Origin of the sequence: Flavobacterium aquatile LMG 4008 = ATCC 11947, assembly GCF_000757385.1 — a bacterium.
Lineage (GTDB): Bacteria > Bacteroidota > Bacteroidia > Flavobacteriales > Flavobacteriaceae > Flavobacterium > Flavobacterium aquatile.
On the sequence record NZ_JRHH01000003.1, the window covers coordinates 598,808 to 622,330 of the forward strand.

Sequence of the window (23,523 nt, forward strand, 5' to 3'; positions counted from 1 at the left end):
CTTGAATGAAATTTATTCGTATTATTGCATAACAAATCCGTAAGTACTTCAAAAACACGGATGTTTCACTAGAAAATTTACCTCACATTTTGTATTGTCAATCAATTACCACAAAAAATATATAAAAACATTTATGTTTGATAGTTCTGCATTAAAAGGAATGAAGTTAACTGAACTTCAAGAAATTGCCAAATTGGCCAAAACCATAAAATTTAACGGTGTAAAAAAAGATGCTTTAATTGAGCAAATTTTGCAACATCAAGCGGCTACTGCTACTGAAAAATCTCAGGAAAAAGTAGTTGCACCGAAAGAAGAAAAAGCGAAAAGAGCTCGAATTGCTCCTGATGCTTCGCCTAAAATAGAAAAGAATTCTACGGATTTATTTTCTGAGGAAGTTGCAAATGTAGCTCAGCCAACAAGCGTTGCAGAAGAAGTTCCAGAAGTAAAAGAGGTTTCTGTAAAAGCTGAAAAGTTTCAAAAGAAGCCAAAATTTATAAAACCCGTAAAAGTAGCTTCAGAGGAACAACCTTCACAAGAAGCTCCACAAGAGGAAGTTGCAACAACAGAAACAGCTTCTGAAACTACAGAAGAAAATTCGGTTAAGCCTAAAAACCCAAATCAAAACCCGAATCAAAAGCATAAAAATCAGAATCAGAATCCAAATCAAAACCCAAACCAAAATCCGAACCAAAACGGTAATGGAAACGGAAATCCAAATCAAAACCCAAATCAAAACCCAAATCAAAAACATAAAAATCAAAAATCTAATAATTTTAGAGATGCCGATTATGAATTTGACGGAATTATAGAAAGTGAAGGCGTTCTAGAAATGATGCCTGATGGTTACGGATTTTTACGTTCATCAGATTACAATTATTTAGCATCGCCAGATGATATTTATTTGTCAACATCACAAATTCGTTTATTCGGATTAAAAACTGGTGATACTGTAAAAGGTGTTGTTCGTCCGCCGAAAGAAGGCGAGAAGTTCTTTCCTTTAGTTAGAGTTTTAAAAATCAATGGACACGATCCGCAAGTAGTTCGAGACAGAGTTTCATTCGAACACTTAACACCAATATTTCCTCAAGAAAAATTTAATATTGCTGGTAAACAAGCCAGTACTTCAACACGAATTATCGACTTGTTTTCACCAATAGGAAAAGGACAACGTGGAATGATTGTCGCACAACCAAAAACAGGTAAAACAATGTTGCTTAAAGACATTGCCAATGCCATTGCTGCCAATCATCCAGAAGTTTATTTAATCGTTTTATTGATTGACGAGCGTCCAGAAGAAGTTACCGATATGCAACGTAGCGTTCGTGGTGAAGTTATCGCATCAACATTCGATAGAGAACCAATGGAACACGTGAAAATTGCCAATATCGTTCTTGAAAAATCGAAACGATTGGTAGAATGTGGTCACGATGTAGTAATTCTTTTAGATTCAATTACGCGTTTGGCGAGAGCTTACAATACCGTTCAACCAGCATCAGGTAAAGTACTTTCTGGTGGAGTTGATGCCAATGCATTGCAAAAACCAAAACGTTTTTTCGGTGCTGCTCGTAACGTAGAAAACGGTGGTTCGTTGAGTATTATCGCAACTGCATTGACAGAAACTGGTTCTAAAATGGACGAAGTTATCTTCGAAGAATTTAAAGGAACAGGTAACATGGAGCTACAATTAGATAGAAAAATTGCTAACCGTAGAATTTTCCCAGCTATCGATTTAACGTCTTCAAGTACGCGTCGTGACGATTTATTATTAGATGAAAACACGCTAAAACGCATGTGGATTCTACGTAAATTCCTGGCCGATATGAATCCAGTAGAAGCCATGGATACCATTAACGATAAAATTAAAAAGACTCGAAATAACGAAGAGTTTCTTATTTCTATGAATGATTAGAAGCGAATGGCTTGGGCATTTTTTGCCATCCATTTTCCTGCTATCCATTACAATAAAAAATGTCCCGAAACAATCGGGACATTTTTTATTTTCATTACTATCAGGGCTAGTTAGTAATCTTTAAACACTAAATTCAGTTTTCAAAAGATATTATTAAAAAAAAAGCCATTCCAATAAAGGAACAGCTTTTATAATTTATTTAAAATAACTTTGTGACTTACAGTCTTAGTGTCAAATTACTCTTTAGCAGCCAAATACCTTTCAGCATCCAACGCAGCCATACAACCAGTTCCAGCAGCAGTAATTGCTTGTCTGTAAACGTGGTCAGCAGCATCACCACCAACAAATACTCCAGCTACATTAGTCTTAGCTGTTCCAGGAATATTTACAATATAACCAGTTTCGTCTAACGTTAGATAGTCTTTAAAAATATCAGTATTTGGTTTATGACCAATGGCTACGAAAAATCCAGTTGCAGGAATTTCAAGTTCTTCGTTGGTAGTTTTGTTTAAAGCTTTTACACTGGTTACAACTTGACTGTCACCCAGAACTTCAACCGTATCGTGGTTCATTAGAATTGTGATGTTTTCAGTATTTCTAACACGTTGTTCCATGATTTTAGAAGCTCTAAACTTCTCACTTCTCACTAACATTGTAACTTTTTTACACAATTTAGATAAATAATGTGCTTCTTCACAAGCAGAATCTCCTGCACCAACAATCACAACTTCCTGGTTTCTATAGAAAAATCCGTCGCAAACCGCACAAGCAGAAACGCCGCCACCCATATTTAAATAATGTTGCTCTGATGGTAAACCTAAATATTTAGCTGTTGCTCCAGTTGAAATAATCACGGTTTCGCAGTGAATTTCTTTAGTGTCATTAATCCATACTTTATGAATATCACCAGAGAAATCTACTTTTGTCGCCCAACCATCACGAACATCGGTTCCAAAACGTTTGGCTTGTTCTTCAATTCCAACCATCATTTGCGGACCAGTAATTCCTTCCGGATTTCCAGGCCAGTTTTCTACTTCATTAGTGGTTGTTAGTTGTCCACCAGGTTGTGTTCCTTGGTAAAGAACAGGATTCATATTAGCTCTAGCTGCATAAATTGCTGCTGTATATCCAGCTGGACCAGAACCTATTATAAGGCATTTTACTTTTTCTATTGTATCTGACATAGTATGTTTGTTTTTTAGAATTGCAAAGGTAAGTTTTTATTAAAATATTTTAATGTAAAGTACTTGACAAAAAACTATTTTAGTATAAATTTTAATTATTGAAAATAAAAAAAAAAGCTGAACTTTTTAAAGTTCAGCTTTTTGTCGGGGTGGCAGGATTCGAACCTGCGGCCTCCTGCTCCCAAAGCAGGCGCGATAACCGGGCTACGCTACACCCCGAAAATTGTTATATTTCCGAGTGCAAATATATAACAATAATCAACTTTTCAAAGAGTAATGAAATTATTTTTTACAAAATTTTATTTTGTTGGTTTTTTCATTAAAGCTGCATTGTCTACAAATCGTTTTAATTCAATTTTTTGGTCGCCATAAACTTCAACTTCTGATTTTCCTGAAGCTTCTAAAATTAAATTTTCAGTAACATTCAAACTTGCGTTTGTATAGGATTCTGTCAGTGCTTCTGTATTTCGTGAAGTTAGTTTTTTTCCAATAAATTTGGCATTGTTATCCAAACGTAGTTTTAAATGTTCTACTTCGCCTTCAATTTCGCTTTCCGATTTTTGATACATATCAAAGGTTAAATCGTTTGATGTTACTAGAGCTTTCAATTTTGCACTTTTACTTAATGTTACTATAGTTTTTTCGGCTTTAGAATTTAATTCAGCTCGCGATTTATCATCCATTATTAAAGTAAATTCGGTAGATTTTGAATTAACAAACAGTTTTGATGAATCGTAGGTTTTAAATGTTATTGCGTCTAATTCTATTTCAGATAATGCGGTAACAGTTGCTTCGTTTCTTGTAGTAACCGCAGTAAAATCATCTTTATAGGTAATTCTAATGCTCAATTTCTTGAATCCGAATGCATTTTTTAAAGTCGATATACGTAAAGTGGAGCCGTTTAAAACAATGTCGATTGCTTCGTGCAGATTATCATCGGCTTCAATTTCTAATCCACATTCAGTGCCTTTAGTTAGAATAACTTCAACGTTATCAAGAACTTCAAGTGAAGTGAAATCCTCAATTTTTTTTATTTCTGTGGTTACTATTTTAGATCCTTTTACTTTTTCTTTCTTTTGGGCAAAAGCAAGCGATGTTATAAAAAGCAGTGTAAATAGGAATATCGATTTTTTCATTTTAAATATTTATTAAGGTCAAAAATATAAAAATCAAAGTTAAAAGAATTATAAAATAATTTATTATTTGATGCGAACACTCCATTCAAAATCCATTTCAGACACTTGATCACCTTTTTCATCAATTCCTATTGATTTTAACCATAGTGTTACTCCATCGCCAGTTCCAATAGTTTTTTGGACTGCTTCCTCTATTAGATGACCATCGTTACACGTAAATGTTATGCGACCTTTAGCTTTTTTTGTAAAGTTTGCTTTGTTATTTGCAACTAGCATTGAAATGTTCTTACCACTTTTCTTTATTTGATACATCACTAAAGCTCCAGTTGTAAGTTCGGCAGCCATTGCTTGTACCGCGAAGTACATAGAATTAAACGGGTTTTGATTAAACCATCGGTGTTTAACAGTTGCTACGCATTTCTTGTCAGATATTTCTTTAACTCGTACGCCGCACCAAAATGCAGAAGGTAACTTAAAGAACAAAAAAGTATTCAATTTAGCTGGTGAAAATTCCATGAAGTATTGATTTTGTTGTAAATATACATAAAATACTATGCATAACGATAAAATACTGTTTGTTAAATAAATGTTAAATTTAAGTACTTTGTAATGCATAATACCTTTTTTTGATTGTATCTTTGTATAAGAAATTAATGGTCTATCTATAGTATTGTTAGTTTTGAGTTTTAATCATCAATCAAAAAACAAATAAAAATGACATCAGCTAACGAAAGAACAATTGCATCAGTGACACATTTGAGTTCCTTTGCTCAATACATTTTTCCATTAGGGAATTTTATTGCACCAATAATTATATGGAGTGCAAAGAAAAATGATTCTGAATTTGTAGATTTTAACGGAAAACAAATTTTGAATTTTCAGTTGAGTATTTTTACTTACAGTTTAATCTTGGTTGCAATATCATTACCATTATTGATTTATGGGTTTGTAGATTTATTAGGAACAAATATGTCTTTCAGTAATTTTGATATTGACTTTGATGGATTTCAAAATCAAAAAATTACAGCACTAATTGGAATTGCAATTGTATCATTTGTATTTCTAATTTTCCTAAAAATATTTGAATTCATATTAATTATAAACGCCGCAGTTAAAGCATCCAATGGTGAAAATTATAAATATCCACTCACAATACCTTTTTTTAAATAAAAGTTTCTATCATCAAAATCAATCATCAGAATCTGAACTAAATTCAGATTAAATCAAAAAATGAACAGTTTAATTAAAAAATCAAAATCGAATTATGAACATTGAAAACACAAAAGCCCAAATGCGAAAAGGTGTTTTAGAGTTCTGCATCTTATCGGTATTAAAAGAGAAAGAAGCATACACATCTGAAATATTAGACACTTTAAAAAACGCAAAATTGCTTGTAGTAGAGGGAACAGTTTATCCGCTATTGACAAGATTAAAAAATGACGGTTTGCTCAACTATCGTTGGGAAGAATCAACTTCAGGTCCACCAAGAAAATATTATGAGTTGACCGAATTAGGAAAAACATTTTTAAACGAATTAAACGGAACTTGGACAGAACTTTCTGACGCCGTGAACATCATAACCAATCAAAAATAACAATCATGAACAAAACAGTAAATATTAATATAGGTGGTTTATTTTTTCATATAGATGAAGATGCATACCAAAAGTTATCAAGATATTTTGATGCTATAAAACGTTCACTTTCAAATTCATCGGGTAAAGATGAAATCATGAAAGACATTGAAATGCGTGTTGCCGAACTTTTTACAGAAAGACAAAAAAGCGACAAACATGTTATCAATAATGTTGATGTTGATCAAGTGGTCACTGTAATGGGACAACCAGAAGATTATCGAATCGACGATGATGCTGAAACTCCTAAAAACGAACCGTTTTATGTTCCAAGAAAAAACAAAAAACTATATCGTGACAAAGATAGAGGTTTAATTGCAGGTGTATGCACAGGTTTAGGTCATTACACAGGAATTGATTCTGTTTGGATTAAAGTAATTTTTATATTATTTGCTTGTATAACTGTTGGTTGGGGTTTATTGGCTTATTTAATTCTTTGGATAGCTACTCCAAAGGCCATTACAACTTCTGAAAAATTAGAAATGACAGGCGAACCAGTTACGATTTCTAACATTGAAAAAAAAGTTAGAGAAGAATTTGAAAACGTTTCTGATAAAATAAAAAATGCAGACTATGATAAAATGGGAAACCAAATAAAGTCTGGAGCTGAAAGTGCTGGTACAAAGATTAGTTCTGCTTTTTCTTCTGTTTTTGGTGCTTTTGCAAAAGTTCTAGGCGCATTTATAGTGATTTTTTCATCCTTATCATTACTTGGGGTTTCTATTGCATCAATTGTTGCGATGTTCTCTGCATCGATGCCAGAAAACAAGTTAGTTGAATTTATTCAAACGCCACTCGGACTTGAAACACCGCTTTGGGCTCAAGGGATTTTGTTCTTTTTAGCAATGGGAATTCCGTTATTTTTCCTTCTAATTTTAGGGTTGAAATTATTGGTAACTAATTTAAAATCAATTGGAAATATTGCAAAATACAGTTTGTTAGCCATTTGGATAATTGCTGTTGGTATTTTAATCTCTTTAGGAATTAGCGAATTTAATCAATTGGCTTACTCAGGAAAAACAGTTCAAAAAGAAGTGGTGAATGTTCCAGCAACAGATACTTTAAGTGTGAAATTTGCTTACAATGATTTCTTCTCTAAAAATATTTACGACAGAGATGATATCAGAATTGTACAAGATTCTGCAGGAAACACAGTAATTTATTCTAATAATGTAACGTTGCATTTAAAAAGAACCGATAAAACTACACCATACATTCAAATTGAGAAAAAAGCGCAAGGAAAATCATTTGCAGAAGCGAATGAAAGAGCTCAAAAAATCAAATACAATTATAAAATCGTAGGGAACGAATTGATTTTAGATAACTATTTCTTAACCGATTCAAAAAACAAATTACGCGATCAAAGAGTAGAAGTTTACTTATATTTACCAAACGGAATTGTATACTATCCAAACGAAAATGTAGAACACTATTTAAGCGGAAATAACGCCGATTTCGATTACTATTATGGTCCAGAAGGATATAAATATAAAGTAAATAATACTGAATTGAAATGTTTGAATTGTCCTGAAGATGAAAACGAAATCAATGCAGATGTAGTAATTAATAATGATGGTGTTAAAATTACAAATGACAACGATACTATCAAAACCGTTTCTGTAAAAGTAAATGGTAAAGAAGTGATACAAACCACAAAAGGAAAAGAAGGTAGCGAAAGTTTAACGATAGGCAAAGACGGAATAATAATTAAATCCAATTAGTCATGATAAAGTTTATAATTTTATGTACAAAAGTTATAATTGTAGCAGTTGTAGCTTTACTTTTTTCTTCATGCAAACAAGTATTTGAAGGAATAAAAGGAAACGGAAATGTTCAAACTGAGCAACGAAAAATATCAGAACCATTTACTAAAATTTCTGTGAGTAGAGGTTTAGAAGTGATTGTGGAACAAGGCGATGTGGTAAAAGTAGAAGTTGAAGCTGATGAAAATTTGCTAAAACACATCACAACAAAAGTAGAAAACGGAACTTTAGTAATTTCATCTGACGAAAATATTTACAGCGCAGAGAAAGAAGTGGTAAGAGTGACAATGCCTACAATTGAAGGTTTAGAAACTACAAGTGGTTCCAATTTATCAAGTGCATCGGCATTAAAAGGATCAAAAATGTACGTAAAATCAAGTAGTGGAAGCGAAATAGATGTTACTGCAGAATTCGATACCATTTCAAGCGAATCAACTAGTGGAAGTAATATTACTTTGTCTGGAAAGGCATTAAAATTCACATCAGCATCATCAAGCGGAAGCGAAATCGAAGCTGGTAATCTTCTAGCTAACGAAGTGGTTTCTCAATCAACAAGCGGAAGCTCAACTAATGTTAATCCGCGAGTTTCATTGAATGCAAAAGCATCAAGCGGAAGTTCAATTGAATATACAAACACACCAAAGACGATTGTCAAAGAAGAAACTTCAGGCGGAAGCGTTTCCAGCCTTTAGAATTTATTTATAGTTTTAGTTGTACCGAAAATCCCAGCGAAAGTTGGGATTTTTTTTTTATTGCGAGGCGCAAAGAAATATCAATTATAATTCTTGTAATGCGTGTAAAATCTCATAAGAATAGTCAATAAAATCAATGCTGAAATAATTCAACAAAAGTTAAACCAATACCAATTAACTTCATTTTTAGATTCATAAATCGTAATTTTGAATAAAAAAAGAAATGAAAATTTTAATAACAGGCGCAACAGGTTTAATAGGAAACGAATTGACAAATTTGCTTTTGCAAAACAATCATACCGTTCACTATCTTACAACTTCGCCTCAAAAGATTCAAAATAAAACCAACTATCACGGATTTTTTTGGAATCCACAAGAAGGAAAAATCGACGAAAATTGCCTTGATGGAGTAGACACAATCGTGCATCTTGCTGGCGCATCAATCTCGAAACGTTGGACCAATTCCTATAAACAAGAACTTATAGAAAGCCGTGTTTTATCGGCGAATTTATTGTTCAATTTACTAAAAAAGGCACCACATCAAGTACAACATTATATTTCGGCATCGGGAACCGCAATTTATCCCGACAGTTATTCCAAAACCTACGACGAATCATCACCAGAAAAAGACGATACTTTCCTAGGTCATGTAGTTCAAAAATGGGAGGAAAGCGCCGATCAATTTAATTTACTAAATCTAAAAGTTACCAAACTTAGAACAGGTGTGGTTTTTTCTGACAAAGGAGGCGCGCTTCTTGAAATGATCAAACCAATAAAAATGTTCGTCGGGTCAGGTTTTGGCTCAGGAAAACAAATGCAATCCTGGATTCATTTACACGATATTGCCAACTTATATTATTTTGTAATTCAAAACCAAACTGAAGGAATAATCAATGCCGTAGCACCAGTTTCAATTACCAACCAAGACCTTACAAAAGAAATTGCTAAACAACTTAAGCGTCCATTATTTCTACCCAATGTGCCTCAGTTTGTAATGAAATTGATGCTTGGCGAAATGCATATTTTACTATTCAACAACAAAAATATTCTTCCAAAAAGAGCATTAGCTGAAGGATTTAAATTCCGTTACGAAACTGCTCAACAAGCACTTCAAGACTGCATAAAATAAAAAAAGTTCTAGTTTTTAGCTAGAACTTTTTTCAATTTGAATTAATAATATCTTTTGCCTTTCAGCCAATCGTAAACCTTTTATATTCCAAAAATAGTGTTTTCGAAATCGTAATAGTCTTAAAATTATATTAAATTTTTATTAAATTAATTTAAGTTTTAAAACATTCTCTTTTTTTCATGATAATTATTGAATTAAAATTATTTTTAAAAAATCAGGAGCATCACAGTAGGCATTTTAATAATCCATTTTCCTGCTTTCCATTGCAATTCCCGATGAAAAATCGGGAGATTTCCATTGCAATCAGGGCTAAATTCAATCTTTAGGTTACTAAATCCCGATTTTCAATAGACGTCTCTAGTTATCATCAAATGTAAACTTTGTGACCTTCGTGCCTTCTTCGTGCCTTCGTGGTAAAACACACGTGACAATTTGACATTTAATTACATTTGGCAGTACTTTTGCATTCAAAAATAGCAGATTAAAACAATCAAATGAATATCAAAAATATATTTAAAAATAAAAGCACTATGAGTACTGAAAATACTGATAAAGAAATTCTTGAGAATGAAAATGAAATCGCAAGTCAAGATGTTGAAAATCAAGAAAATAAAACTAATCCAGGCATAGAATCTGCAGACGAATTAACTGTAGAACAAAAACTAGAAGAAGATTTAGCTAACGAAAAAGATAAATTTTTACGTCTTTTTGCCGAATTTGAAAACTACAAAAGACGTACCACAAAAGAAAGAATTGACTTATTTAAAACTGCCAATCAAGAAGTGCTTCAAGCCATGTTGCCAGTTTTAGACGATTTTGACAGAGCAATGGTTGAAATTTCTAAATCAGAAGACGAATTGCTTTTAAAAGGTGTAGAACTAATTCACGAAAAACTAAAATCAACCTTAGTTTCGAAAGGATTAGAAGAAGTAGAAGTGCGCACAGGCGATGCTTTCAATGCAGATTTTGCCGAAGCAATCACTCAAATTCCAGCTCCATCAGACAATTTAAAAGGAAAAATAGTTGATGTTCTAGAAAGAGGATACAAACTTGGTGACAAAATTATTCGTTTCCCAAAAGTTGTAATCGGTCAATAATTATCTGTAGAAATGCGATTCATCGCGTTTAATCATAACATATTTATTTTTCAAAAATGAAAAAAGATTATTACGAAATATTAGGCATCACAAAATCAGCTTCCGAAGCCGAAATTAAAAAAGCCTACAGAAAAAAAGCAATCGAATTTCACCCAGATAAAAATCCAGGTGACGCGCAAGCCGAAGAAAACTTCAAGCAAGCAGCCGAAGCCTACGAAATTCTTAGCGATCCACAAAAGAAAGCTAAATACGATCAATATGGTCACCAAGCTTTTGATGGCGCAGGTGGTTTTGGCGGTGGTGGTCACATGAATATGGATGATATTTTCAGCCAATTTGGTGATATTTTTGGCGGAGGTTTTGGTGGTTTCGGTGGTAATTCTGGTGGTCAACGCCGTGTAAAAGGTAGTAATCTTCGTATTAAAGTAAAACTTACTTTAGAAGAAGTTGCTAATGGTGTTGAGAAAAAAGTTAAAGTAAAACGCAAAGTTCAAGCTAGCGGTGTAAAATATAAAACTTGTTCGGCTTGTAATGGTCAAGGTCAAGTTTTAAGAGTTACCAATACAATTTTAGGTAGAATGCAAACGGCAACTACATGTCCAACATGTGGCGGTTCTGGTCAAACAATTGAAAGCAAACCAATCAATGCCGACGCACAAGGAATGGTGGTAGAAGACGAAACCGTTTCTATCAAAATTCCAGCTGGAGTAGTAGACGGAATGCAGCTTAAAGTTTCAGGAAAAGGTAATGATGCACCAGGAAACGGAATTGCAGGTGATTTAATCGTTGCCATAGAAGAATTAGAACACGAATTTTTAAAACGTGAAGGTGAAAATCTTCACTACGATTTATATGTAAGCTTTCCAGAAGCAGCTTTAGGTGTTTCTAAAGACATCGAAGCAGTAAACGGAAAAGTAAGAATCAAACTCGAAGAAGGAATTCAATCGGGTAAAATTTTACGACTAAAAGGTAAGGGAATTCCGAGCTTAAATAGCTACGGAAGCGGTGATTTATTGGTTCACGTAAACGTCTGGACACCAAAAACTTTAACCAAAGAACAACGTCAATTCTTTGAAAAATCATTAACCGACGACAACTTTATTCCGCATCCAGAAAAGACCGATAAATCTTTTTTTGAAAAAGTTAAAGATATGTTTTCGTAATTATAAAATTATTTATACATTTGGATATTACTTGGAAACAAGTAATTTCTTTTTCATAGCAATTTTTCCCATCCTTGTGTCAAAATAAGGGTGGGTTTTTTTGTAACAAACACTTTCAAATCACTACTAATTCAGTACTTTTACACAAATTAATTTTCTTAAATGAGCAATATCCTAGAAGTTAAAAACGTCGTTAAACAATATGGTGATTACACTGCGCTAAACGAAGTTTCTCTTTCAGTTCCTAAAGGCAGCATTTACGGACTTCTAGGTCCAAATGGCGCAGGTAAAACGTCCTTAATTAGAATCATCAACCAAATCACAATGCCCGATAGCGGTCAAGTGATTCTTGATGGAGAACCTTTAAGACCAGAACATGTCGCCTTAATTGGCTATATGCCAGAAGAACGTGGATTGTACAAAACTATGAAAGTTGGCGAACAATGTTTGTATTTGGCGCAACTAAAAGGATTGTCTAAGCAAGATGCCAAAACGCAACTCGATTATTGGTTTGATAGACTAGAAATTCAGGGTTGGTGGAATAAAAAGATGCAAGAACTTTCCAAAGGAATGGCCCAAAAAGTACAATTTGTAGTAACTGTTTTACACAAACCAAAACTTTTAATTCTAGACGAACCTTTCTCAGGATTTGATCCAGTAAATGCCAATCTGATTAAAGATGAAATCATCGAATTAAACAAACAAGGAACTTCGGTAATTTTTTCCACTCATCGTATGGAAAGCGTTGAAGAAATGTGTGATTACATTGCGTTAATTCATAAATCCAATAAATTGATTGAAGGTAAATTAACTGATGTCAAAAAACAATTCAGAACTAATAGCTACGAAGTCGGAATTCTAAGCAACAATATCGAAGGTTTGATGTACGATTTATCACAGAAATTCACACTATCTCAAACTGATTTCAAATCACTTAACGACGAATTAAAATTAGAAATCAACCTTGGAACTGCAACACCAAACGAATTATTAAATACTTTACTTCAACGCGGACAAGTAACTCATTTTGTTGAGAAAATCCCAAGTGTAAACGATATTTTCATTAAAACTGTAACCGAATAATGAGTAAGTTAATTCTAATAATAAAAAGAGAATTCATTGCCAAAGTTCGCAATAAATCGTTCATAGTAATGACATTTCTTAGTCCGTTGTTATTCGTCGGAATCGGAGTTTTTGTTGGCTATTTAAGTCAAATGAAAGCCGATTTGAAAACCATAGCTATCCACGACGAAACCGGTAGATTTGTAAACGATTTTAAAAGCGATGAAGAATACAAATACTTAGATTTATCCAACGTAGATTTAAAAATTTTAAAAGACAGCATTATAAGCGAAAGCTACGAAGGACTTCTAATAATCCCAAAATCAGTAGATAATAAGTCGCTGCAAAAGAACATTCAGTACGTTTCTAACGACAGCCCAACTATCAATTTTATCGACGATGTACAAGATATAATTGCAAAAAAACTAACTAAAGAAAACTTCGACGCACAAGGTTTAGATACCTTAAAAATTAATAGTGCTAAAGCCAAAGTAGCCATAAATATTAAAAAACCAAACGGAGAAACAACGCTCGAAGGATTAAATCTTATCAAAACAATTGTTGGTGGCGCTTTTGGATATCTCATCATGATGTTTATCATTCTCTACGGAAACATGGTAATGCGAAGCGTTATCGAAGAGAAAACATCTCGTATTATCGAAGTCATCATTTCATCGGTAAAACCATTCCAATTAATGATGGGAAAAATCATCGGAACATCATTAGCAGGAATTCTACAATTCATAATTTGGGCCATTTTAGGACTATCTGCCATGTTCATTCTATCGGCGGTTTTCAATGTTCAAATGGGCGCAACTGCCGGAATGCAAGACCAATTAACTCAATCTGCACAAAGTGATTTATCCGGAAATATCCAAATAATAATCAAAGAACTTAAAGATTTACCAATCGCTACAATCCTAATTTCGTTCTTAGTATATTTCATTGGAGGTTACTTTCTTTACAGCTCATTTTACGCATCAATTGGCGCAGCAGTAGATAACGAAACCGATTCGCAACAATTCTTGCTTCCAATTATAATGCCTTTAATATTAGGAGTTTACATTGGTTTTTTTACGGTAATAAACGATCCGCACGGAACAGTTGCAACCGTCTTTTCAATGATTCCGCTCACATCACCAATCGTCATGATGATGCGAATTCCATTTGGCGTACCATGGTGGCAAATCGCAGTTTCAGTCACCATTTTGTTCTCAACATTCCTAGGCGTTGTCTGGTTTGCAGCCAAAATTTACCGCGTCGGAATATTAATGTACGGCAAAAAACCAACCTGGAAAGAATTATACAAATGGCTTAAATATTAAGGAGCGAATCGTTTGGGCTTTATCAGCAGTCCATGTTCCTGCTTTCCGCAATATCTTTTCCTTTTTAAAGAAAAAAGAAAAAGGATATTTGCTCCAATCAGGGCTAATTGAATAACAATTTTGAATTTTTGTGAACTTTGTGAAAAACTTTGCGAACTTTGCGGTTAAATAAAAAAACTATGTCCAAAATACTAATCATAGAAGACGAAGCATCTATCAGAAGAGTTTTAACCAAAATTCTTTCTGAAGAAAACGATACCTATCAAGTAGAAGAAGCCGAAGATGGCGTTCAAGGACTTGAAAAAATAAAAAATTCCGATTACGATTTGGTTCTTTGCGACATTAAAATGCCCAAAATGGACGGTGAAGAATTATTAGAAGCCGTAAAAAAAATCAAACCCGAAATTCCAATCGTAATGATTTCTGGTCACGGCGATATGGAAACAGCAATAAATACCATGCGTCTTGGTGCATTCGATTACATCTCAAAACCACCCGATTTGAATCGTCTTTTGAATACAGTTCGCAATGCTTTAGACAAAAAACAGTTGGTTGTTGAGAACAAAATTCTAAAGAAAAAAGTCAGCAAAAACTACGAAATGATTGGAACATCAGAGCCAATCGATCACATCAAACAGATGATTGAAAAAGTAGCACCAACCGACGCAAGAGTTTTAATCACAGGGCCAAACGGAACTGGAAAAGAGTTAGTTGCACATCAATTACACGAAAAAAGCGAACGTGCCGATTATCCGTTAATTGAAGTAAATTGTGCTGCAATTCCGTCAGAATTAATAGAAAGCGAATTGTTTGGTCACGTAAAAGGTGCCTTTACATCAGCAGTAAAAGACAGAGCAGGAAAATTTGAAGCTGCCGATGGCGGAACTATTTTTCTGGATGAAATTGGCGATATGAGTTTGGCTGCACAAGCCAAAGTGTTACGTGCTTTACAAGAAAGTTTGATTCAACGAGTTGGAGCAGATAAAGATATTAAAGTGAACGTTCGTGTCGTTGCAGCAACCAACAAAGATTTGAAAAACGAAATTGCCGAAGGTCGTTTTCGTGAAGATTTGTACCATAGATTAGCTGTAATTTTAATTAAAGTTCCAGCATTGAATGATAGACGAGATGACATACCTTTGCTAATTGAACATTTTGCTACAAAAATAGCCGAAGAACAAGGAAATGCACAAAAATCATTTTCTAAAGAAGCAACAAAATTATTACAAGAATACGATTGGACAGGAAACATCCGTGAATTAAGAAATGTAGTAGAACGCCTTATAATATTAGGAGGAAACGAAATTTCCGAAACAGATGTGAAATTGTTCGCAAGCAAATAATTAGGTGATGAGTAAATAGTAATTAGTGGAAAGTCAACGCTAATTACTATTCACTAATTACTATTTACTAGAAAAAAATGCAATTAAAAAAAATAAACCCAAACCTACAGCAAGCCTTAATTGAAAACAATTTACTTGAAGCCAATGAAATGCAACAAGAAACATTTTCTACCATAAAAAGCGGAAAAGATGCTGTAATTCAGTCGCCAACAGGATCAGGAAAAACTACAACTATTGTTTTAAATGTCATTCAGCGATTAGAAAAAACTCATGATGAAAGTACTCGTGCCTTAATCATTGTTGAAAACAAAGAGAAAGTTCTAGAAATGGAAGAACTCTTTTTAAAATATGGAAATTACACCGATTTAAGTATTTTTGGTTCGCACGACAAAGGAGATATTGATTATGATAAAAACATTATTTCGTTAGGATTAGACATTTTAATTGGAACTCCAAACAGAATCAATGCCTTATTTTCTTCGGCTGGATTTAATATGAATACGATAAAAATGTTTGTAGTTGATGACGCCGATATTCTTTTTAGAAACCGATTAGATGCGGTAATTTTGAGACTTTCTGCAAGTGTAGAAAAAACACAACGTATTTTCTTTTGCTCAGAAATTACAGAAAGAGTAGAAGTTTTGGCAGACAAAATCATGATTGAGCCAACTTTTTTCGAAATAGAAGATGAGGAATAGATTTCAGGTTTTAGATTTCAAATTTAATTTTTTCCACACAGTTTGTCATTCCGCAGGAATCGCACACAGTAAATTACAATAGTACATTATACAACAATACATCATAAAAATGGGTTTAATAAAAATATTTTCAGGAGAAGAAATTCTAGCAATTTCATTACAAGAAAAAATCGAAGCAATTGGCATTAATACGGTTATTAGAAATAACAATCAAGCTAATGTTTTACCAAGTATTCAAAGTGCAAAAGCAGCAGAATTATTCATCCAAGAAACTGATTTCGGGAAGGCTAATCCTGTAATTGAGGAGTTTAGATTGAGTTTATAGTTCTTTGAACATCTTTAATCTCAAAGTCAGCAGTGAAATAAAAACTCCAAAAACACCTATAAAAGCAAACGAATATTGTAAACTTGTCATTTCAGCAATGTAACCAATTACTGGCGGACCAATTAAAAATCCCATAAAACTGATACTTGAAACAATTGTCAATGCAATACTCGTTGGTACTGTTTTACTATTTCCTGCAGCATTAAAAACAATCGGTATTACATTCGAAACTCCAAATCCGACCATCATAAATGCTAAAGTACAAGCAATTAAATTCGGAAACAAAACTGCCATATACAATCCTGTCGAAATTACAAATCCGCTTACAATTAATACTTTTCTCGGTCCGAATTTTCCAACTAGAATGTCGCTTAAAAAACGTCCTATTGCCATTGTAACCATAAATGACGTATATCCTAAAACTACTAAAGAACCTGGAGCTTTTACAATTTCTTTGAAATAAACGCCACTCCAATCGAACATTATTCCTTCGCTTGCCATACAACAAAAACTTATTACACCAAGCCAAATAAGTGACTTATCTCGAACTTTAAAAAAGGAAACTTTTTCTTTTTCCTCCACTTTTTTAAGTGTGGTTTTCACCAAATATTTGTAATTTAATAAAACTAATAATGTAATAATTCCTAAAACAGTAACAAAATGCTGAAACGGACTTAAATTAAAATACAACATAATCAAAGCCAATAATGCACCAGAAAATCCAGCTAAACTCCACGAACCGTGAAACGAACCCATAATCGGTTTTTCGAATAATTGTTGTGTATAAACTCCTAGTGTATTGACCGCTATATTGCAAAAATTACCAAAAAATCCGAAGAGAAATAATCCTAAACCTAACTGCCAACTTTGTGTTGGTAATCCAAGTACGGTTAAGAAAAAGGCATAAGAAAGTAAACCTAAAATTGCAATTTTTCGGCTTCCATATTTGGATACAACCTTTCCAGACAATGGCATAGCAAGCAATTGACCAATTGGCAAAGCAAATAAAATGGTTCCCAAATCAGATTCGCTTAAATTCAAAGTCAGCTTTAAATCGGGAATTCTACTTGCCCAAGTTGCAAAACAAAATCCCATGCCAAAGAAAAATAATGCCGTAGCCAATCGAACTCGAATTAAGTACGAACTTTTAGCTTTTTTAAACGACTTTTTAATCTTTGCTTTGGGCAAAATTTTATTTAAAAAACTGTAGTCAATCAATGGCATCGGTTTCAAATTTTGAATTTAAAATTACAAAGTTAAAAGTAACTAATAGAATTCCATCAAATAGATAGTATTTTTTCAAAGTTTCCTATGTAATTGTCATATTAAAATTGACTAATTAATCTATCTTTGCACCTTCAAAAAAATATTTAGATAGAAGCATCTAACTTCGATCTTCCAACTTCCAACTTAAAGAAAAATGATTACAGTTAACGATATTTCCGTAAATTTTGGCGGAACCACTTTATTTAGTGAAGTTTCTTTTGCTATCAATGAAAACGACAAAATTGCCTTGATGGGTAAAAATGGTGCTGGAAAATCAACACTTTTAAAGATAATTGCAGGCGAAAGTAAACCATCAACAGGAAATGTTTCTACTCCAAAAGACGCAGTTGTTGCCTATTTACCGCAGCATTTATTAACTCAAGATGGTTCAACTGTAATGGAAGAAGCGTCGAAAGCATTTGGAGAAATCTTCCAAATGAAAGCTGAGATTGATGAAATTAATGAGCAATTAACCATCAGAACGGATTATGAAAGTGACGAGTACATGAAATTAATCGAACGAGTTTCTGACTTGAGCGAGAAATTTTATGCCATTGAAGAAATCAATTATGAAGCCGAAGTTGAAAAAATATTAGTCGGATTAGGATTTGATAGAGATGATTTTACACGTCAAACTTCAGAATTTTCTGGAGGTTGGAGAATGCGTATTGAATTGGCCAAAATTCTTTTACGCAAGCCCGATTTAATTCTTCTAGATGAGCCAACCAATCACATGGATATTGAAAGTATTCAATGGTTGGAGGATTTTTTAATCAATTCGGCGAAAGCGGTAGTTGTAATTTCACACGATAGAGCGTTTGTTGATAACATAACCAATCGTACTATTGAAGTTACAATGGGAAGAATTTATGACTATAAAGCCAAATATACTCATTACTTAGAACTAAGAAAAGATCGAAGAATTCATCAACAAAAAGCTTACGATGAGCAACAAAGAATGATTGCCGATAATCAGGCTTTCATTGATCGATTTAAAGGTACTTTTTCTAAAACTGATGCCGTGCAATCTCGTGTAAAAATGCTTGAAAAACTTGTTTTGGTTCAAGTTGACGAAGTAGATACATCAGCTTTGAAATTGAAATTTCCACCAGCAATTCGTTCAGGACAATATCCAGTAATTGTAAAAGATTTAGAAAAATCGTATGGTGATAAATTGATTTTTAAAGATGCCAATATTGTAATTGAACGTGGTGATAAAGTGGCATTTGTTGGTAAAAATGGGGAAGGAAAATCGACCATGATAAAAGCCATTATGAAAGAAATCGAAATCAATAGCGGTTCAGTAGAAGTTGGTCACAATGCTCAAATTGGATATTTTGCTCAAAATCAAGCCTCCTTATTAGACGAAAATGCAACTATTTTTGAAACTATCGATGATATTGCCGTTGGTGATGTTCGAACGCAAATAAAAAATATTTTAGGAGCATTTATGTTTCACGGTGATGATATTACTAAAAAAGTGAAAGTGCTTTCTGGTGGTGAAAAAACGCGTTTGGCAATGATAAAATTATTGTTAGAACCAGTCAATTTATTGATTCTCGATGAGCCATCAAATCACTTGGATATGAAAACCAAAGACATTATTAAAGATGCTTTACGTGATTTTGACGGAACTTTAATTTTGGTTTCGCACGATAGAGATTTCCTTGACGGATTGGCTACAAAAGTATTCGAATTTGGAAATAAACGCGTGAAAGAGCATTTTGAAGACATAAAAGGTTTCCTTGCTCATAAGAAAATGGAATCGCTTCGAGAAATAGAAAAATAATTTTATTAGAATCCAAAAATAATGAGTATTTTGTAATCCTAAAACAAGATTTCATTATCATGAATGATAGTAACGAATTACAAATTTCCAGATTTGAACTCCAAAAGGTAGCAGATTTCTTACCTTATCCTTTTATTATTGCCGAAGTTATAGATAATGTGCATTGGAATACCTACCTCAATGAAAAATTTTTGGAAGAGATTGGATATTCTTATGATGAAATTCCTACAATTGACAAATGGTACGAACATGCCTATCCAGATGACGAGTATAGGAAAAATGTCATAGCATCTTGGGAAATGAATGAAAAGCTATCGCAACAGGAAGGAACCATTTTTGTTAAAAAGCAATCGCTTGTTACGTGCAAAAATGGAGTTAAACGTTGGTATGAAATTAAAGCTTCTGTAATAAATAAAGTACATGTTGTTGCATTTGTAGATGTTGATAAAGAAATTGTTCTTCAAGAAAAATTGAAACGTATAAACGAAAATAACGAACGAATGTTGTCGGTATTAGGACACGATTTGCGCGGACCAATTTCTAATTTAACTTCAATTTCGGAAATGGCATCTAATAGTGAAATTTCTCAAACTGATTTTTTGAGTTTTATTTTATTAATTAATGAACGGTCCAATCAGGTTTTGGAAATGATAGACACAACCCTCAATTGGGCAAAATTAAATTTTAATGTTATAGCACAAAATGAAACTGAAATTCATTTTGAACCATTACTTTTCAATATTTTAGAAATTTATAAAAATGCTTATAAAGCTAAAAATATTACCGTTCAACTTTCATTAGAATCGTCAGAAAGGATTGTGTCTGATCGAGAAATTGTAACCATTATCATTAGAAATATTATTTCAAATGCAATTAAATTCACACCAGTAAACGGAACAATTTCTATTGAAACAGAAAAAAATATTTTGGTTATATCCGATACAGGAATAGGTATGTCAGAAGAAATGATTGGTAATATCTGGAATCATAATTACATTACCAATCGCGGTACAAATAACGAGAAAGGTATCGGAATGGGTTTACAATTGGTATTGCAATTAATAGAAAAAATAAATTGTAAGTTAAGTATTGAGAGTGAAATTAATAAAGGTACTTCTATAAGTTTGGCTTTTAATATTCCAAGCTAGTATTTTAAATAGTATTTTCAGATTACTTTTTTCAAATGTATAATACGATAAAACCTGATGTATCAATAATGATACATCGGGTTTTTTAATTAACAATAGTTGAGTTAATTATTGTTTCTTCGGAGCAGGCTTTCCGTTTTTTGTGGTTACAATTACAACGCCTTTTTTACCTTTTTCACCATAAATTGAAGTGGCTTTTTCGGGTTGTAAAACAGTGAATGATTCTATTTCTTGTTTGTTTAAAGGTGAATATGGACTTGTAGGATTTGGTCCAAACATTTCTAATTCAGTGTACTCAATTCCGTTGATGATGTATAAAGGTTCTTTTAATTCTACTAAAATATCAACGTCTTCATCAACTAAATCAGAAACTTTTTTATCGGTAATTTTATCATCGACTATTACTAACGGTTCAACTTTTTTAGCTTTTTGTTCCTTCTTTGCAACTGCATTTTTATTAGAAATTTCCATCTCATCAGCTTTTTGGGCTTCTTTATATTCAACACCGCGAGATTCAAATTTTGGACTTCCCATCCAAGTTCCAGAATTATTAGACGAAGCCGAATTTAAATAATGTTTACTTGGAGTAGATTCTGGTATTAAATCATTACTTAATTCTAAATAACCATTGTCAGATCTTTTTGTTTCTTCAACAGATTCTGCTACTGCAACAGTATTTGTTTTTTTTATTTGTTCTTCAAGAATTTCATCTGCGTTTTCTTTAATATTCGGATTAAGTTCCTCGCTTTGAACAAGTGCATTTTGGTTTTCTAATGTATTTTCAATAATTGGTTTAATAGAATCTTTGGTTACAACTTCATTTTGTGGAACCAAAATAACTTCATCCGATTTTATAAATTGATATCCAATAGAAAAAAATAATAGGATTGAAGCGGCAATCATTAATTTTTTCCAATTGTTGTTGTGCTTCTTTTCTACTTTGGTGTCGAGCTTTGCATCAATACGTGACCAAACTTTTTCCATTCCCGGAAAATCTTGGTTTTCTGCATTTTCGGCAGCCGATTTTATTTTGTTAAACAATGTATCTTTATTGTCCATGATTAATTCGATTTTTGATAATAATGATTGTTGACTAATTCTTTTAATTTGGTTTTAGCCACATTCAATTGTGATTTTGACGTTCCTTCCGATATTTTCAACATTTCTGCAATTTCTTTATGACCATAACCTTCAATTACAAATAAGTTAAAAATTGTTTTGCATCCATCAGGAATAAAATTGAGTAAATTGAGTAAATCTTCTTCTTCAAGATTGGTTTCTGGCAACGTTTCTGGCTGCAATTGAATACTCGCTTCTTCAATGTATATATTAAAATTTATTTTTCTTTTCAATTGATGAAGACATTGATTTACAGTTATTTTTCGTGCCCAAGCTTCAAAAGCTCCGAGTTCTTTGAGTTGTTCCATTTTTGTAAAAATAGTATAGAACGCATCGGCCAATACTTCCTCAATTTCTTCTTCCTTTTTTAAATACCGTTTGCAGGTGCGATACAACTTAGGCGACATGTATTCATAAACGTGTCGTTGCGCTTCGCGTTGCATTTTTCGGCAGTTAATTAATATGGTTTCGTTTATCACAATTAAAGGTCTTTATTGTATAGAGTACATTTTTTATAAAAAGGTTGGGAAGAGCAGAAAATAAATGTAAAAAAAAAGCTTACCATAACGATAAGCTTTTAATTATTAAGTGTAAAGATATTTTATTTTTTTAGAAATTTGACTTTCAAATCATTATTTATGATGGCAAGGTAAGTGCCTGATTGTAATTGATTAACGTTAATAGTTGGTTCTTGTGTTGGATCTAGATTTTTATCTAAAATTACTCTTCCATACAGATCTACTATTTTTATATTTTGAATTTCGGATATTCCTGAAAAATTTAAAATACTTGAAGTTGGGTTTGGATAAACTACACTTTTATTCTCATCAAATGCTGTTGTGATTAATGTAGCACTTCCCCAATTGGAAGAATTTCCTGTTAAAGCAAAGTTGGTTAATGTTCCGTTGGCGGTGGCTTTTTCGTCAATTAATGAGGTTAATCCTGGATTGCTTCCGTAAGGAATTCCTTGATTGAATTTGTAGTATAATTTTAAATTAGTTTCTCCTGATGGATTTGCAATTTCACCACTATTTGTGATAATTGTACTAATTTCGGAAGGAGATAGGCCTTTATTCCATAGACTTACTTCATCAATGTATCCATTGTGATACCAATTGAAAGTTTGAAATTGAACTAATCCAATTTTGAAAGTTGATGCATTTGATGCAGGAACAGAACCTGATGCAGCAACTGACCCAACTTCTGTTGTGCCATTATAAAGTTTTAAAGTTGAGCCATTGTAAACTAAGAAAAAATGACTCCATTGATTTAAAACTAATCCGTTGTAAGTAATTGAAAAAGCGGTTCCGCTTGAGTTTCTAAATCGGGCTTCTAATTGATTACTAGTTAGTTGAATTAGGTAGAAGTCAAAGTTAGTTTCGTTTCTATAACCTGCAAATCCGTCAAATAATGGATATCCAGAAGTTGTACTTTTCGGAAAAATTTTACACGACATTGAAATTGCTGTAGCATTAGGAAGAATGTTTTCGGAGCCAGAAACAGTAACATTGTCATTAACACCATCAAAATCGAGGTAGTTGTTTTGTGAAAAACTGGTGTTGCAAAAAGTAAATACTAAAAGAAAAAGTAGTTTTTGTTTCATAATTAAGTTGTTTTGATTCACTCAAATTTACATAATTATAATTAATTAACAATAAATTTATTATATAAAACAGAAATATCTAGTTTTATTGAAGTTCAGCTATTTTTTAGTATAACTTTTTAAGAATTAAATTATTTTG

The 23,523-nt window shown here is 32.8% G+C and carries 22 protein-coding genes and 1 tRNA gene; 15 read left to right on the forward strand and 8 right to left on the reverse strand.

The genetic code is table 11. The features are described 5' to 3' along the window. The first annotated feature begins 133 nt into the window (after window positions 1-133). A complete protein-coding gene (rho, locus tag LG45_RS08710) occupies window positions 134-1,909 on the forward strand; it encodes a transcription termination factor Rho (protein ID WP_035126216.1) in 1,776 nt (591 codons plus the stop codon). Between the two features lie 236 nt (window positions 1,910-2,145). Here rho and trxB read toward each other — a convergent pair whose 3' ends face one another. The 4 genes from trxB to LG45_RS08730 all read right to left on the reverse strand — a co-directional run bounded on the left by trxB (window position 2,146) and on the right by LG45_RS08730 (window position 4,745). Beyond that, entirely contained in the window at window positions 2,146-3,093 is a 948-nt protein-coding gene (gene trxB / locus LG45_RS08715) for a thioredoxin-disulfide reductase (RefSeq protein ID WP_035126218.1), read from the reverse strand. Window positions 3,094-3,237: 144 nt separating this feature from the next. Then, window positions 3,238-3,312: transfer RNA gene (locus tag LG45_RS08720), tRNA-Pro, on the reverse strand. Window positions 3,313-3,392: 80 nt separating this feature from the next. Continuing rightward, window positions 3,393-4,229 (reverse strand): GIN domain-containing protein, encoded by an 837-nt coding sequence (locus LG45_RS08725; protein WP_035126220.1) that lies wholly within the window; start codon window positions 4,227-4,229, stop codon window positions 3,393-3,395. Window positions 4,230-4,292: 63 nt separating this feature from the next. Continuing rightward, window positions 4,293-4,745, reverse strand: a complete 453-nt coding sequence (locus LG45_RS08730) for a DUF4442 domain-containing protein (RefSeq protein WP_035126222.1) — start codon at window positions 4,743-4,745, stop codon at window positions 4,293-4,295. Between the two features lie 198 nt (window positions 4,746-4,943). On the opposite strand from LG45_RS08730, the gene LG45_RS08735 reads away from it, so the two are divergent. The 12 genes from LG45_RS08735 to LG45_RS08790 all read left to right on the forward strand — a co-directional run bounded on the left by LG45_RS08735 (window position 4,944) and on the right by LG45_RS08790 (window position 16,459). Then, window positions 4,944-5,399, forward strand: coding sequence for a DUF4870 domain-containing protein (locus tag LG45_RS08735; RefSeq protein ID WP_035126224.1), 456 nt, complete (start codon window positions 4,944-4,946; stop codon window positions 5,397-5,399). Between the two features lie 94 nt (window positions 5,400-5,493). Next, on the forward strand, window positions 5,494-5,823 hold the full coding sequence (locus tag LG45_RS08740) for a PadR family transcriptional regulator (protein WP_035126226.1): 330 nt from the start codon (window positions 5,494-5,496) through the stop codon (window positions 5,821-5,823). A gap of 5 nt (window positions 5,824-5,828) precedes the next feature. Then, window positions 5,829-7,583, forward strand: coding sequence for a PspC domain-containing protein (locus LG45_RS08745; RefSeq protein ID WP_035126228.1), 1,755 nt, complete (start codon window positions 5,829-5,831; stop codon window positions 7,581-7,583). Window positions 7,584-7,585: 2 nt separating this feature from the next. Then, window positions 7,586-8,317 carry a head GIN domain-containing protein gene (locus tag LG45_RS08750; RefSeq protein WP_035126230.1) on the forward strand — a complete coding sequence of 244 codons (732 nt, stop codon included), beginning with the start codon at window positions 7,586-7,588 and terminating at the stop codon, window positions 8,315-8,317. A 223-nt stretch (window positions 8,318-8,540) separates the two neighbouring features. After that, a complete protein-coding gene (locus LG45_RS08755; RefSeq protein WP_035126232.1) occupies window positions 8,541-9,446 on the forward strand; it encodes a TIGR01777 family oxidoreductase in 906 nt (301 codons plus the stop codon). Window positions 9,447-9,976: 530 nt separating this feature from the next. Continuing rightward, the gene (locus tag LG45_RS08760; RefSeq protein ID WP_373862628.1) at window positions 9,977-10,543 is read left to right on the forward strand and encodes a nucleotide exchange factor GrpE; all 567 of its coding nucleotides are present in this window, start codon (window positions 9,977-9,979) and stop codon (window positions 10,541-10,543) included. Window positions 10,544-10,599: 56 nt separating this feature from the next. Then, window positions 10,600-11,706 (forward strand): molecular chaperone DnaJ, encoded by a 1,107-nt coding sequence (gene dnaJ, locus LG45_RS08765; protein WP_035126236.1) that lies wholly within the window; start codon window positions 10,600-10,602, stop codon window positions 11,704-11,706. A 162-nt stretch (window positions 11,707-11,868) separates the two neighbouring features. Beyond that, window positions 11,869-12,789, forward strand: coding sequence for an ABC transporter ATP-binding protein (locus tag LG45_RS08770; protein WP_035126238.1), 921 nt, complete (start codon window positions 11,869-11,871; stop codon window positions 12,787-12,789). Next, window positions 12,789-14,093: an ABC transporter permease gene (locus tag LG45_RS08775; RefSeq protein ID WP_035126240.1), complete on the forward strand. Its 1,305-nt coding sequence runs from the start codon at window positions 12,789-12,791 to the stop codon at window positions 14,091-14,093. The genes LG45_RS08770 and LG45_RS08775 overlap by 1 nt, the downstream gene beginning before the upstream one ends. 179 nt (window positions 14,094-14,272) lie before the next feature. Next, the gene (locus LG45_RS08780; protein ID WP_035126242.1) at window positions 14,273-15,436 is read left to right on the forward strand and encodes a sigma-54-dependent transcriptional regulator; all 1,164 of its coding nucleotides are present in this window, start codon (window positions 14,273-14,275) and stop codon (window positions 15,434-15,436) included. A gap of 77 nt (window positions 15,437-15,513) precedes the next feature. Then, the gene (locus LG45_RS08785; protein ID WP_035126244.1) at window positions 15,514-16,134 is read left to right on the forward strand and encodes a DEAD/DEAH box helicase; all 621 of its coding nucleotides are present in this window, start codon (window positions 15,514-15,516) and stop codon (window positions 16,132-16,134) included. A 109-nt stretch (window positions 16,135-16,243) separates the two neighbouring features. Then, a complete protein-coding gene (locus tag LG45_RS08790; protein WP_035126246.1) occupies window positions 16,244-16,459 on the forward strand; it encodes a DUF2007 domain-containing protein in 216 nt (71 codons plus the stop codon). Here LG45_RS08790 and LG45_RS08795 read toward each other — a convergent pair. Then, the gene (locus tag LG45_RS08795; RefSeq protein ID WP_081932059.1) at window positions 16,454-17,683 is read right to left on the reverse strand and encodes an MFS transporter; all 1,230 of its coding nucleotides are present in this window, start codon (window positions 17,681-17,683) and stop codon (window positions 16,454-16,456) included. The genes LG45_RS08790 and LG45_RS08795 overlap by 6 nt on opposite strands. Before the next feature lie 196 nt (window positions 17,684-17,879). Here LG45_RS08795 and LG45_RS08800 point away from each other — a divergent pair, with 196 nt between their 5' ends. Both LG45_RS08800 and LG45_RS08805 read left to right on the forward strand, forming a co-directional pair. Continuing rightward, window positions 17,880-19,514: an ABC-F family ATP-binding cassette domain-containing protein gene (locus LG45_RS08800; RefSeq protein ID WP_035126248.1), complete on the forward strand. Its 1,635-nt coding sequence runs from the start codon at window positions 17,880-17,882 to the stop codon at window positions 19,512-19,514. A gap of 59 nt (window positions 19,515-19,573) precedes the next feature. Then, complete coding sequence (locus LG45_RS08805; RefSeq protein WP_035126250.1) at window positions 19,574-20,662, forward strand: sensor histidine kinase; 1,089 nt, start codon at window positions 19,574-19,576, stop codon at window positions 20,660-20,662. A gap of 108 nt (window positions 20,663-20,770) precedes the next feature. On the opposite strand, the gene LG45_RS08810 is transcribed toward LG45_RS08805, so the two are convergent. The 3 genes from LG45_RS08810 to LG45_RS08820 all read right to left on the reverse strand — a co-directional run bounded on the left by LG45_RS08810 (window position 20,771) and on the right by LG45_RS08820 (window position 23,384). Further along, a complete protein-coding gene (locus LG45_RS08810) occupies window positions 20,771-21,721 on the reverse strand; it encodes a hypothetical protein (RefSeq protein ID WP_035126252.1) in 951 nt (316 codons plus the stop codon). Between the two features lie 2 nt (window positions 21,722-21,723). Next, window positions 21,724-22,224 (reverse strand): RNA polymerase sigma factor, encoded by a 501-nt coding sequence (locus LG45_RS08815; RefSeq protein ID WP_035126254.1) that lies wholly within the window; start codon window positions 22,222-22,224, stop codon window positions 21,724-21,726. Window positions 22,225-22,382: 158 nt separating this feature from the next. Next, window positions 22,383-23,384 carry a LamG domain-containing protein gene (locus LG45_RS08820; RefSeq protein WP_035126255.1) on the reverse strand — a complete coding sequence of 334 codons (1,002 nt, stop codon included), beginning with the start codon at window positions 23,382-23,384 and terminating at the stop codon, window positions 22,383-22,385. Between the last annotated feature and the right edge of the window lie 139 nt (window positions 23,385-23,523).

Bases quoted from the DNA above. Each gene is read 5' to 3' on its own strand.
- rho (WP_035126216.1), top strand. From the start codon at position 134: ATGTTTGATAGTTCTGCATTAAAAGGAATGAAGTTAACTGAACTTCAA.
- trxB (WP_035126218.1), bottom strand. From the start codon at position 3,093: ATGTCAGATACAATAGAAAAAGTAAAATGCCTTATAATAGGTTCTGGT.
- LG45_RS08725 (WP_035126220.1), bottom strand. From the start codon at position 4,229: ATGAAAAAATCGATATTCCTATTTACACTGCTTTTTATAACATCGCTT.
- LG45_RS08730 (WP_035126222.1), bottom strand. From the start codon at position 4,745: ATGGAATTTTCACCAGCTAAATTGAATACTTTTTTGTTCTTTAAGTTA.
- LG45_RS08735 (WP_035126224.1), top strand. From the start codon at position 4,944: ATGACATCAGCTAACGAAAGAACAATTGCATCAGTGACACATTTGAGT.
- LG45_RS08740 (WP_035126226.1), top strand. From the start codon at position 5,494: ATGAACATTGAAAACACAAAAGCCCAAATGCGAAAAGGTGTTTTAGAG.
- LG45_RS08745 (WP_035126228.1), top strand. From the start codon at position 5,829: ATGAACAAAACAGTAAATATTAATATAGGTGGTTTATTTTTTCATATA.
- LG45_RS08750 (WP_035126230.1), top strand. From the start codon at position 7,586: ATGATAAAGTTTATAATTTTATGTACAAAAGTTATAATTGTAGCAGTT.
- LG45_RS08755 (WP_035126232.1), top strand. From the start codon at position 8,541: ATGAAAATTTTAATAACAGGCGCAACAGGTTTAATAGGAAACGAATTG.
- LG45_RS08760 (WP_373862628.1), top strand. From the start codon at position 9,977: ATGAGTACTGAAAATACTGATAAAGAAATTCTTGAGAATGAAAATGAA.
- dnaJ (WP_035126236.1), top strand. From the start codon at position 10,600: ATGAAAAAAGATTATTACGAAATATTAGGCATCACAAAATCAGCTTCC.
- LG45_RS08770 (WP_035126238.1), top strand. From the start codon at position 11,869: ATGAGCAATATCCTAGAAGTTAAAAACGTCGTTAAACAATATGGTGAT.
- LG45_RS08775 (WP_035126240.1), top strand. From the start codon at position 12,789: ATGAGTAAGTTAATTCTAATAATAAAAAGAGAATTCATTGCCAAAGTT.
- LG45_RS08780 (WP_035126242.1), top strand. From the start codon at position 14,273: ATGTCCAAAATACTAATCATAGAAGACGAAGCATCTATCAGAAGAGTT.
- LG45_RS08785 (WP_035126244.1), top strand. From the start codon at position 15,514: ATGCAATTAAAAAAAATAAACCCAAACCTACAGCAAGCCTTAATTGAA.
- LG45_RS08790 (WP_035126246.1), top strand. From the start codon at position 16,244: ATGGGTTTAATAAAAATATTTTCAGGAGAAGAAATTCTAGCAATTTCA.
- LG45_RS08795 (WP_081932059.1), bottom strand. From the start codon at position 17,683: ATGCCATTGATTGACTACAGTTTTTTAAATAAAATTTTGCCCAAAGCA.
- LG45_RS08800 (WP_035126248.1), top strand. From the start codon at position 17,880: ATGATTACAGTTAACGATATTTCCGTAAATTTTGGCGGAACCACTTTA.
- LG45_RS08805 (WP_035126250.1), top strand. From the start codon at position 19,574: ATGAATGATAGTAACGAATTACAAATTTCCAGATTTGAACTCCAAAAG.
- LG45_RS08810 (WP_035126252.1), bottom strand. From the start codon at position 21,721: ATGGACAATAAAGATACATTGTTTAACAAAATAAAATCGGCTGCCGAA.
- LG45_RS08815 (WP_035126254.1), bottom strand. From the start codon at position 22,224: ATGCAACGCGAAGCGCAACGACACGTTTATGAATACATGTCGCCTAAG.
- LG45_RS08820 (WP_035126255.1), bottom strand. From the start codon at position 23,384: ATGAAACAAAAACTACTTTTTCTTTTAGTATTTACTTTTTGCAACACC.